Below are 11,125 nucleotides of genomic sequence, written 5' to 3'. Positions count from 1 at the left end.
GAGACGGGCACGACCTTTTCGGCCCCGTCCACGGGAGAACGCGCGGAACGGCTCGCCCTGTGGGCGCCGGTCCTCTCGGTCGTGGACGTACCGCCGTCCGGAAGGAGCCTGAGCTGGCTCGACGGCACGCTTGGCGGGGTCGAAGCGGTGCCACCTTTGGTTGTGGTGCGTACCGCCCGTGCCGCGTGTTCACGGGCGGTGATCCGGGGAGTCTACGCACGGCGACAAAGAAAGGTGAGAGCCGAGCCCGCCATTCCTCAAGAAAATCCGAAGATGTGATCTTCCGGTGATCTCAGGAAAAGGATAAATGTCTTTTTCGGTGATATGCAGCTTATATAACATCTCATAATGCTGTAATGCGATGTTAACGCTAAAGCGCGCATAAGCCCACAAAAAGGGAATGGGCCCCGCAGGCCACACGGACCTCACTGTTCACAGGAGGCGCTGGTGCCACGGGGCCCTCCGAGGGGCCCGCCGCCGGTCCGCGGCGGAAGTCGCGGGCGGGTGCGCCTGCGCCCGCCCGTCCTCCGGCCGCGCCGGCCGGAGGACGGGTTGTTCGGCGGCTACCCGCCGAGCAGACGCATCCCCGAAGGGTCGATCCCGTCACCCGAACGGGCGCGCCCGGCGTCGAGGTCGTCGGCCAGGGCGCGGGCGAACGCCGCCACCCCCGACACGTCAACCCCGTGGGGGGCTTCCGGTCCGAACGGCTCCACGCGGTCCGCGCCCCGCCTCAGCAGTCGTGCCGCGCCGATCATGTTGCCGCGCTGCGCGTGGGTGACCCCCACCGCCGTCTGGGCGAGGCCGCGCCACAGCTCCCGCTCGGGTTCGGGCGCGGACTTCCACACTGCTTCGAGGACTTCGTGGGCGGTGAAAGCGTATCCGCCGTCGAGCAGCCGCTGGGCCTCCTCCAGGCCTTCCTCCGCGGAGAACTCGGCGTCGTCGGGTACCCGCTCCACCTCGCCCCTGCTCCCGTGCGGCATCGGGCGCCCGTACCGGTCCCGGGGGCGCTGGTTCTGCGCCTGGCCGGTCTCGTTGCGGTCCCGCCCGCCTCCGCGGCCCCCGGACTCCCGGTGCCCGTCCGCGGTCTCCGTCGCCATCAGTTCCCCACCGCCGTTCCCCCTCGCCTGCGAGGACTCCGTCCGCCTTCCCGCCGAGACCTCCGCGAGCCACTCGACGAGCGCGCGGGAGACCTCCTCCGGCCGTTCCTCGTGCGGGAAGTGTCCCGCGCCGTGGACCTGCCTCCAACGGTAGGCCCCCGCCACCAGGCCCCGTGAGGCGCGTGCCGGTCCGGGCGGGCACACCGGGTCCAGGGACCCGTGGAGCTGGAGGACGGGGACGCGTACGGGAGCACGGCGCATCCGCGCGTTGTAGCGGAGTCCGTCCGTGCGCCAGCGCGACCGGAAGATCCAGCGGTGGCTCTCCAGGGAGCAGTGGGAGACCTTGGGGATGGCGAAGGCGCGGCGGTAGTGCTCCTCGGCCTCGGTGTCGGGCCAGCCGGGGCCCGACCACGCCCGGAGCAGGTCGCCCACGCGTTCGCACCCGTCGCTCAGGAGCCGGTGCTCGGGGAGGATCGGCAGTTGCGCCCGGAGCATGTGGCTGACGCCGGGACCGCCGGAGGCCAGGACGCGGGCCGCGCGCAGCGGGTGCGGCGACGACACCGCGGCCAGGGCGCGCACGGTGCCGGGGTGGTAGGCGGTCATCGTCCAGGCGACGAGGCCGCCCAGGCCGTGCCCGACCACGGCCGCGTCCCGCGAGCCGAGGGCGCGGACCAGTCCGGCGGCGTCCTGGGCGAGGGTGACGAGGTCGTAGCCGCGCGGGGTCTTGTCGCTGGCGCCGTAGCCGCGCAGGTCCGCGGCGACCGCGCGGTAACCGGCGTCGGCGAGCGCGGTCAGTTGGGCGCGCCAGGCCCACCAGAACTGGGGGAAGCCGTGGAGGAGGAGCACCAGAGGCCCGTCACCGGCCTCGGCGACGTGGAACCGGGCCCCCGCCGCGCTGACGGTCCTGTGGGTCCAGGGGCCGTCGACGTAGGCGGCCGAGTCGTCCAACAACGCGCGGGCCTACCGGGTCGCGGGAGCGGACGCCTCGGCGGTCTCGACGGCGTTCGAGGGCGGGCGGATGTCGCCGCGCAGGATGCCCGCGAAGCGCGAGGTGGTCAGCGCGGTGCGCTGGAGGCCCTCCCGCTTGCGCAGGGTGGCGATCGCGTACAGCCCGACGGCCGCGGCGAGCAGCAGGTAGACGAGGGTGACGATGCCGAAGCTGGCCCAGCCGGGGAGCCCGGCGACCTCGTACAGGACGAAGGCCCCGGTCACCGAGAGGAGGATGACGAAGATGTGGGCGAGGACCCCGACCACGGCGAAACCGGCGACGCCCTTGCCGATCTTGGCCGCGTCGGCCTTGGCCTCCAGCTTGGCCAGCTTGATCTCCAGGCTGACCAGACGGGAGATGTTGCCCGTGGCGTCTGAGACCAGTTCGCTGATCGAACGGTCGGTGTCCCTGGTGGCGCCAGGTTCACCGGTACCCGGCTTCTCCGCCATCGTGGAGGTTCCCTTCTCTCGGTCCGAACGCACGGATGATCCTCCGCATCCTCGCACATACCCCGTCTCGGACGTCTCTCACGGCACGCACAACGGCGCCGCCGCCTTCGGTCGCACGGGCGGCGGGCGCGGCGGCCACGGGTCCGCGGACCGGAGGGCGCGGGGGAGAAGGGGGGGACAGCGAACGGCGCCCCGGTCCGGGGCGCCGTTCACCGCTGGACGAGGGGCCCGCGCGGGGCCCTCGGCTCAGTCCTCCCGCTTGGCGGAGGGCAGTTGCTTGGCGATGACCTCCATGATCGAGGAGTCGGTGAGCGTGGAGGTGTCGCCGACGGCCCGGTTCTCGGCGATGTCGCGCAGCAGGCGCCGCATGATCTTGCCCGAGCGGGTCTTGGGCAGCTCGGGCACCGCCAGGAGGCGGGCGGGCTTGGCGATCGGGCCGAGCGAGGTGCCGACGTGGTTGCGCAGCTCCTGGACCAGGTCCTCGGGGACCTCCTCCTCGCCGCCGCGCAGGATCACGAAGCCGACGATGGCCTGGCCGGTGACCTTGTCGGTGGCTCCGACGACCGCGGCCTCCGCCACGCGCGGGTGGGAGACCAGCGCCGACTCGACCTCGGTGGTGGAGATGTTGTGGCCGGAGACGAGCATGACGTCGTCCACGCGGCCCAGCAGCCACAGGTCGCCGTCCGCGTCCTTCTTGGCGCCGTCACCGGGGAAGTACAGGCCCTCGAAGCGCGACCAGTAGGTGTCCTTGTAGCGCTGGGGGTCGCCCCAGATCCCGCGGAGCATGGACGGCCACGGCTCGCGGATGACGATGAAGCCGCCCTCACCGTCGGGGACGGACTCGCCCTGCTCGTCCACGACGTCGGCGACGATGCCGGGGATGGCCCCCATGGCCGCGCCGGGCTTGCCGGAGGTCACGCCCGGCAGGGGGCTGACCATGACGGCACCGGTCTCGGTCTGCCACCAGGTGTCCACGACCGGGGTGCGGTCGCCGCCGATGTTCTTGCGGTACCAGACGTAGGCCTCGGGGTTGATGGGCTCGCCCACCGAGCCGATGACGCGCAGGCTGGACAGGTCGAACTTGGCGGGGATGTCGTCCCCCCACTTCATGAAGGTGCGGATCGCCGTGGGGGCCATGTAGGCGATGGTGACCTTGTACTTCTCGATGATCTCCCAGAAGCGGCCCTTGTGCGGGGTGTCCGGGGTGCCCTCGTACAGGACGGTGGTGGCCGCGTTGGCGAGCGGGCCGTAGACGATGTAGGAGTGGCCGGTGACCCAGCCGATGTCGGCGGCGCACCAGTAGACGTCGGTCTCGGGCTTGAGGTCGAAGACCGCCCAGTGGGTGTAGGCGACCTGGGTGAGGTACCCGCCGGTGGTGTGCAGGATGCCCTTGGGCTTGGCCGTGGTGCCGCTGGTGTACATGATGTACAGCGGGTCCTCGGCGTCGTGCGCCTCGGGCGTGTGCTCGGTGCTCTGGGACTCCACGGCGTCGTGCCACCACACGTCGCGGTCGGTCCACTCGACGTCCTGGCCGGTGCGGCGGACGACGAGGACGTTCTCGACCGCTGGGCGGTCGGCGACGGCGGCGTCCACGGCGGGCTTGAGGGCGCTGGCCTTGCCGCGGCGGTAGCCGCCGTCGGCGGTGACCACGAGCTTGGCCTGGCTGTCGTCGAGGCGCTGGCCCAGGGCGTCCACGGAGAAGCCGCCGAACACGACCATGTGGACGGCGCCGAGCCGGGCGCAGGCGAGCATGGCCACGACGGTCTCGGGGATCATCGGCATGTAGATGGCGACGCGGTCGCCCTTGCGCACGCCGAGTCCGGTCATGGCGTTGGCCGCCTGGGAGACCAGGTCCTTGAGCTCGGCGTAGGTGATGGTGCGGGTGTCGCCGGGCTCGCCCTCCCAGTGGTAGGCGACCCGGTCGCCGAGGCCGTTGGCCACGTGGCGGTCCACGCAGTTGACGGAGGCGTTGATCTTCCCCCCGACGAACCACTTGGCGAAGGGCGGGTTCCACTCCAGGGCGGTGTCCCAGGGCTGTTCCCACTGGAGCCTGCGGGCCTGCTCCTCCCAGAAGCCGAGACGGTCCTCTTCGGCCCTGGCGTAGGCGTCGGCCTTGACGTTGGCGTCGGCGGCGAGCGCCTCCGGGGGAGGGAAGCTGCGCGTCTCGTGGAGAAGGTTGGACAGTGTCTCCTGGCTCGCGGGAGTGCTGTCGGCCACTGTGATTCTCCTTACGTAGGCTGGTTCACACCCAATTAATCATGTGGTGCGACACCCCGTGAACAGCCGGGGTGGCGTCCAGCGGCGGGGAAGGCCGGGCGCGCGACGAACGGGCGGCGAACGGTCGCCCCGCCGCGACGAGCGGTCGCAGGGGCAGGTTCGCGCGTTGCCGCCGGCGCGGCCGCCGACCCGGCCCGCCGGTGTGGGCCTCCCGTGTTACCGGCGCGTAGTGTTGTTCTCCGTGAGCGAACCGACTTCTTCCCCCGCGTCCGACCCGCTGGCCCGGATCGCCGAACTGCCCGGTGTGGCCGACGCGGTCGCCGAGACACGGACCCTGGTCGACCGCCTGTTGGGGCACCGCGTGCTGCGCCGCCGCAGCAGCGACGTGTCCATGGAGTCCGCGCTGCGCGGCGCGGTCGCATCGGCGGCGCTGGAGGGCGCCGAGGTCTCGATGGAGGAGATCCGCGAGGGGCACGTGTACGACACGCGCGTCAAGGGCGCGCTTCGGGTGTCCGGAGAGCTGGGGAGCCTGGTGGACACCTGGCCGAGGGCGCCGCGCCAGGCCTTGGCCCGGCTGCACACGCTGGCCGCGGCGGACGCGGTGTCCGCGGACGCGCTGGGGCGCCCCCGCACGGCCGGGGAACGCGTCGAGGACCCCCTGGGGCTGGGGCCGGCCCCGGCTCCGGAGACGGCGATGGCCCGGCTGGAGGGGCTGTACTCGCTGCTGGGCGTGCGCACGTCGGTCCCCGCGCTGGTGATGTCGGCCCTGGTGCACGGGGAGCTGATGGCGGTCCGGCCGTTCGGGTGGGGCGACGGCCTGGTGGCGCGCGCGGCCGAGCGGTTGACGCTGGTGGAGCGGGGCCTGGACCCCAAGTCGCTGGTGCCCTCGGAGCTCGGGCACCGGACGCTGCGGGACGAGTACGGGCCGGCGCTGCGCGGGTACATGGGCGGCACTCCGGAGGGCGTCGCCGGGTGGGTGGCGTACTGCTGCCGCGCGGTCCGCGCGGGGGCGCAGGACTCACTGGCCACTTGTGAGGCCCTCAAGCGCGGCTGAGCGCGGGACTCCGGCCCCCGTTTCCCCGCTCCCGGGCCGGACGCCCGGGAGCGGGCGGGTGTGCGGGGCACGCGGGCGGGCCGGACGCCTCGGCGGTACGCGGGGCGCACGGAGAAGCCGGGAAAGGGCAACAACTTTTGACGGCCGACAACTGTGCGTGTCCGAAAGGTTGAACACTAATCGTTTATTTACCGACCGGTAGGTTCAGGAAAAGTATCGGTTCGATCACGCTTGCCGGTTCCGCAAGGGAACGGGGGTCGCACGGCCCTTGCGCGCACACACGACGAACGGCGCCCCGTCCTGTCTTCCGGGGCGCCGCCTCCGACACGTTCCGCCGGGTTAGCAGGCGTACATTTCCCTAGTCTGACCAGGCAGGACATCGTCCTGTCCGATCTAGACGGGCCTCACGGGGCCAAGTGGCGCGTGGGTTCCCGGTTGTCGTGTCGGGGTGGTTCTCAGCCACCGACTGCTTTCTTTCTACGCCGATGTTCCGACGCCGAAAAGGCGGTTGACCCGAATTTTTGCCCTTGATTCCAGAACCGATACGGAACTCTGCGTGGTAACGTCTGTCCCGTCGTTCCCAAGAGGGTCGGCCGCTTCACGCCTCCGCCGTACGCGCCCCATTTCGCGTTCCGGTGGTATCCCTCTTCGCCGAATGACGTCCGTGTGCCTTCCGGTGGTCGCGAGAGCACGTCTCTCCGCAGACCCTCACCAGAGAGCGGACCCGGTCCTACCCCCCGGGACCGGACCCCGCGTGGCGGCCTTCTCCCCCTGTGGAGGCGAGTCCCCGCGTCCGCTCGTCCCGCCTGTCGGGCAGGGGTGCGTATCCGCCCCCGTATACGCATCCCGCCCGTCAGGTGAACCGGACCGCGAACGGACCCGGCACCGGCTGGTCCGGCTCTCCGACGAACCTGATCGCCCGCCTGTGCGACGCCCGGCCTCCCCGCACGGACCCGCCCCGCCGACGTTGTCCACAGCTTCGAATCGGGGCTTTCGCCGCCGTGCCCGGTCGGCGAAGGTCGAGGAAAGCCCTCGACCCGGGAGGTCCCATGGACGTCCAGCACCGGCCCCTGCTCGCGACCGCCGACCCCCTCCTCCTCGACGACCTCCTCAGGCTGGCCACCGCCGCCTCCACCGAGGTCGCCGTCGCCCACACGCTCGACCGGGCACTGAGCCTGTGGCCGCGCGCCCCGCTCGTCGTGGTCGGCGCCGACCTGCGCGCGCTCCTGCGGTCCGCCGACCCTCCGCCGGGCCGCCACGTGGTCGTGACACGGGACCCCCGGGAGGCCGCCGCCGACGGGAACCCGTCGGGGGACGCGTCACCGGTCGCCGCGGTGCCCCGGCCGCGCGTTCCTCCGGAGCGGTACCCGCCGGGCGCCCCCGCCGAGGGCTCCCCTCCGGGCGGTCCGGAGGCGGCGTACCGGCCGGGCACTCCCGCGGAGCGCTCCTCGCCGGGCACTCCCGCGGAGGCGTATCGGCCGGGCCTCGCCGCGGAGCACCCGGTCCCGGGCACGCGCGTGGCCGGGGACCGGCCGGGCGTTCCCGTGGAGGGTCCGGCCCCGGACGCCGCCGGGGAGGGTCCCCCTCGGGGGGCGCGGGAAGCACGCGTGCTCCTGCTGCCCCGGGACGAGGCACTGCTGGTCGACCTGCTCGCGAGGGCGTCCTCCCCCGGCCGGGCTCCGGCGCCCACGGTGTCGGTGGTCGGCGGCCGGGGCGGTGCCGGGGCCAGTCTGCTCGCGGTGGCCATCGCCCTGGCCGGTGAGCGCGCCGGACGCTCCACCGCCCTGCTGGACGCCGACCCGTTCGGATGCGGCTCCGACGTCTACCTCGGGTGCGACCGGAGCCCCTCCCCCGGTCCCGAGCGGTGGACCGGCTGGGGAGACCTGCTGCGCAGGCGCGGACGGGTGCGCTGGCGCGACCTGCGCGCCGGACTGCCGGGGACCTCACGGGTGTCGGTGCTGACCTGGACGCGCGGAAGGGAGCCGACCGGCCCCCTTCCGGTGGGTGCCGTGCGCGCGGTGCTGTCCTCGGCCAGGGACGGAACCGACCTGGTGGTGGCCGACCTGCCGCGCTCCTTCGACCCGGCCACCACCGTGTTCCTGAACCGGTCCGACCTGGTGCTCGTGGTCGTCCCGGCGGACGTGCCCTCGGTGGTGGCGGCGACCAGGACGGTCGCCCGGCTGCGTGAGGAGACGCGGGCCGTGCGTCTGGTGGTGCGCGGTGCCCGGGGCGAACTGAGCGCGGACGTGGTGTCCAGGACCCTGAAGGTGGACCTGGGCGCGGACCTGCCGTCCGAGCCGGGGCTGGCCCGGTCGCTCGCCGCGGGGGACGTGCCCGCCCGCCATCCCCGCTCGCCCCTGGCCCGGTTCGCCGACCGTGTCGTGGCGGGCCTGCCCGCCGCGGAGAAGCTCCGGTGAGCCCCCTGGTGGAGGCCGTGCGCAACCGCCTGGTGGCGTCCGGTGTGCCGGTGAGCCCGTCGAGCGTCGCGGCGGCGCTGCGCGCCGAGGGAGGTCTGCTGGGCGACACCGAGGTGCTGTCCATGACCCGCCGTCTGGCCGCCGACCTGTCCGGGGCGGGGCCGCTGGAGGAGCTCATGACATCCGGAGTCACCGACATCCTCGTCAACGGCCCCGACGAGGTCTGGGTAGACGACGGCGGGGGCCTGCGCCGCGCCGGGGTGCGCTTCGAGTCGGCGGACGCGGTGCGCCGACTGGCCCAGCGGCTGGCGGCGCAGGCGGGGAGACGGTTGGACGCGGCCGTGCCCTACGTGGACGCCCGGCTTCCCAACGGTGCGCGGCTGCACGCGGTGCTGCCGCCGGTGGCGCCCGCCGGGGCGTGCGTGTCGCTGCGGCTGCCGCCCCGGCGGGTGTTCACCCTGGAGCGGTTGACCGAACGGGGAACGGTCACCCCGTGCGGGGCCGAGCTGCTGCGGTCCCTGGTGGCCTCGCGGGTGCCGTTCCTGGTCAGCGGGGGCACCGGCACTGGCAAGACCACCCTGCTGTCGTGCCTGCTCTCCCTGGTGGACCCGGGGGAGCGGATCGTCCTGGCCGAGGACTCCCCCGAGCTGCGGCCCGAGCATCCGCACGTGGTCCGGCTCCAGACCAGACCGCCCAACATCGAGGGCAGCGGCGAGGTGTCGCTGGAGGTCCTGGTGCGGCAGGCTCTGCGGATGCGCCCGGACCGGCTGGTGGTCGGCGAGGCGCGCGGGCCGGAGATCGTGTCCCTGCTGGGCGCTCTGAACACCGGGCACGAAGGTGGTTCGGGGACCCTGCACGCCAACGGCGCGGGCGACGTGCCCGCGCGGGTGGAGGCGCTGGGGTGCGCGGCCGGGCTGGACCGGGCCGCCGTGCACAGCCAGCTGGCCGCCACCCGGGTCATGGTCGTGCACCTGGTCCGGGACTCCGGCGGGCGGCGCCTGGCCGAACTGCGGGTGCTCAGACGCGGTTCGGACGGGCTGGTGGACGCGGTGCCGGCGGTGTCCTTCGGCCCCGACGGCAGCCGCCGGGAGCACGCGGGGGTGGGCGAGGTGGCCGCCCGCCTGGGCGGGGGGTGGCGCCGGTGGTGACCGCGGTGGTGGCCTGTTCGGGGGGCCTGGTGCTGCTGTGCCTGGTCCCCGGTACGCGGCGCAGCCGGTTGGCTTTCCTCCTCCCCAGGCCCCGGCGCCCGGTGTCGTGGTCCGTGGACTGGCGGGCGCTGGCGGCCCGTACCGGTGAGGGCCCGCGGCGCCGCGCCGCGGTGGTGGTGCTGTGCCGGGTGCTGGCCGCCGAACTGCGCGCCGGGCAACCGCCGGAGGAGGCCCTGCGGATCTCCGCAGCCGAGGCGGGTCCGCTGGTGGGCGCCCTGACCGACGCGGAGTCGTTGCGCCGCGAGGCGGAGCGCGAACCGGACCTGTGGGCCCTGGCCTACCTGGCGGTGTGCTGGGAGGTGGCCGCGGACACCGGAGCGGGTCTGGCCGAGGTGGTGGACGCGCTGGCCGCGAACCTCACCGAGCAGGAGGAGCAGCGCACGGAGGCCGCCGCGCGCACCACCGGTCCGCGCACCACCGCGATCGTGCTGGCCGCCCTGCCCGCCGTCGGACTGCTGATGGCCTCGGGGTTGGGCGGATCGCCGCTGGTGTTCCTGTTCACCACGCCGCTGGGGTTGGCCTGCCTGGTGGGCGGGGTGGCCCTGGACGTTCTCGGGGCCTGGTGGACGCTGCGCATGGTGCGCTCGGCGACCGCCTTTCCCTGACCGGATCCGGGCCGGGGGACTCGGGCGGCGGGACTCGGGCGGCGGACCGCGGCACGGGGACCTGACCGGAGGCCCGTCCGGGTGCCTCGGCCGGAGGTCTGGTCCGGGCGCCTGCCGACGGCTCCGGTCCGAAGACCTGGGTCGGACGCCCGGACGGCAGACCCGAGGGCTTGGTCGAGGAACTGCCCGGAGGCCCCTTCGGGCGCCTCGGTCCGGGGACTGGTCCGGGGTTCGGGACCAGGGCCTGGGGCACCGGCCGTCGAGCCGGGCCCGGGGGAGAGAAACGGCTGGACACGGTCGGCATCGCTCCGGCCGCTGTGGAGCACGAGAGAGAAGGAAGAGGGAGGACGGATGTTCCTGACGGCCGCCGCGGCCCTGGGAGCCGCATGTGTGTGGGTACTGCTGGCCGGGGGAACGGCGCGCGAACTGCGTCCGCCCTCCCGTGCTCCGGCCGGGCCGGGGCTGCCGGTCCGGCTGCTGGGGCCGACGCTGGCGGGGGCGTTCGCGCTGACCGTCGCGGTGGCCCTGTTCGGCGCGGCCGGGGGCGTCGTCGTGGCCGGGGTGTGCGCCGCCCTGTGGGTACGCGCCCGTGGGAGCGCCGGCTCCCGTTCGCGACGGCTGCCGGTGACCGCCGACCTGCCCGTGGTGATCGGTCTGCTCGCCTCGGGGATCCGCGCCGGGGCGACGGTGCCCGCCTGCCTCACTGCGGTGTCCCGGGCGACGCGGGGAGGGCTGGGGGAGGAACTGGCAGCGGTGGCCGAGCAGCTGCGTCTGGGCGCCGCCCCCGCCGAGGCGTGGCGGCGCCCGGTGCTGCCCGAGCCCCTCGTCCCGGTGGGGCGCGACCTGGCCCGGGCAGCCGACACCGGGGCACCGGTGGCCGACCTCCTGGACCGGCACGCGGTCGACCTGCGCCGGACCCTGCGGGCCCGGGGGACAGCCCGGGTGGAGCGGCTGGGTGTGCTGGTGGTGGCGCCCCTGGGTCTGTGCTTCCTGCCCGCGTTCGTGCTGATCGGCATCGTGCCGATGGCCGCCGAGCTGCTCTCCCGGACCCTGGGCGGTTGAGGCCCCGGGCCAGGTCGTGTGCACGGTG

Annotated in this window: 8 protein-coding genes and 1 pseudogene; 5 read left to right on the top strand and 4 right to left on the bottom strand. The window is 73.9% G+C overall.

From position 1 onward, the window contains the following. Positions 1-563: 563 nt before the first annotated feature. The 4 genes and pseudogenes from AC0VX6_RS00725 to acs form a co-directional block, all read right to left on the bottom strand. Entirely contained in the window at positions 564-1,097 is a 534-nt protein-coding gene (locus AC0VX6_RS00725) for a DUF309 domain-containing protein (RefSeq protein ID WP_274978013.1), read from the bottom strand. Between the two features lie 96 nt (positions 1,098-1,193). Beyond that, positions 1,194-1,943 (bottom strand): annotated as a pseudogene (locus AC0VX6_RS00720) (alpha/beta fold hydrolase); the annotation flags it as partial. 114 nt (positions 1,944-2,057) lie between these two features. Beyond that, positions 2,058-2,534 (bottom strand): phage holin family protein, encoded by a 477-nt coding sequence (locus tag AC0VX6_RS00715; protein ID WP_047867802.1) that lies wholly within the window; start codon positions 2,532-2,534, stop codon positions 2,058-2,060. Positions 2,535-2,780: 246 nt separating this feature from the next. Next, complete coding sequence (gene acs, locus AC0VX6_RS00710) at positions 2,781-4,751, bottom strand: acetate--CoA ligase (RefSeq protein ID WP_475467126.1); 1,971 nt, start codon at positions 4,749-4,751, stop codon at positions 2,781-2,783. 241 nt (positions 4,752-4,992) lie between these two features. Here acs and AC0VX6_RS00705 point away from each other — a divergent pair, with 241 nt between their 5' ends. The 5 genes from AC0VX6_RS00705 (at position 4,993) to AC0VX6_RS00685 (ending at position 11,097) form a co-directional block, all read left to right on the top strand. After that, positions 4,993-5,805 (top strand): Fic family protein, encoded by an 813-nt coding sequence (locus AC0VX6_RS00705; RefSeq protein ID WP_274975766.1) that lies wholly within the window; start codon positions 4,993-4,995, stop codon positions 5,803-5,805. Positions 5,806-6,854: 1,049 nt separating this feature from the next. Then, the gene (gene ssd / locus AC0VX6_RS00700; protein ID WP_475467124.1) at positions 6,855-8,222 is read left to right on the top strand and encodes a septum site-determining protein Ssd; all 1,368 of its coding nucleotides are present in this window, start codon (positions 6,855-6,857) and stop codon (positions 8,220-8,222) included. Next, positions 8,219-9,370 carry a TadA family conjugal transfer-associated ATPase gene (locus AC0VX6_RS00695; RefSeq protein ID WP_475467122.1) on the top strand — a complete coding sequence of 384 codons (1,152 nt, stop codon included), beginning with the start codon at positions 8,219-8,221 and terminating at the stop codon, positions 9,368-9,370. Before ssd ends, AC0VX6_RS00695 begins: the two co-directional genes overlap by 4 nt. Further along, a complete protein-coding gene (locus AC0VX6_RS00690; protein ID WP_475467120.1) occupies positions 9,355-10,035 on the top strand; it encodes a type II secretion system F family protein in 681 nt (226 codons plus the stop codon). The genes AC0VX6_RS00695 and AC0VX6_RS00690 overlap by 16 nt, the downstream gene beginning before the upstream one ends. 351 nt (positions 10,036-10,386) lie before the next feature. Beyond that, a complete protein-coding gene (locus AC0VX6_RS00685; RefSeq protein ID WP_274975743.1) occupies positions 10,387-11,097 on the top strand; it encodes a type II secretion system F family protein in 711 nt (236 codons plus the stop codon). Positions 11,098-11,125 lie beyond the last annotated feature (28 nt).

It is taken from the genome of Nocardiopsis sp. iso_25, from assembly GCF_056173305.1.
This window is presented reverse-complemented; position numbering and strand designations above follow the sequence as displayed.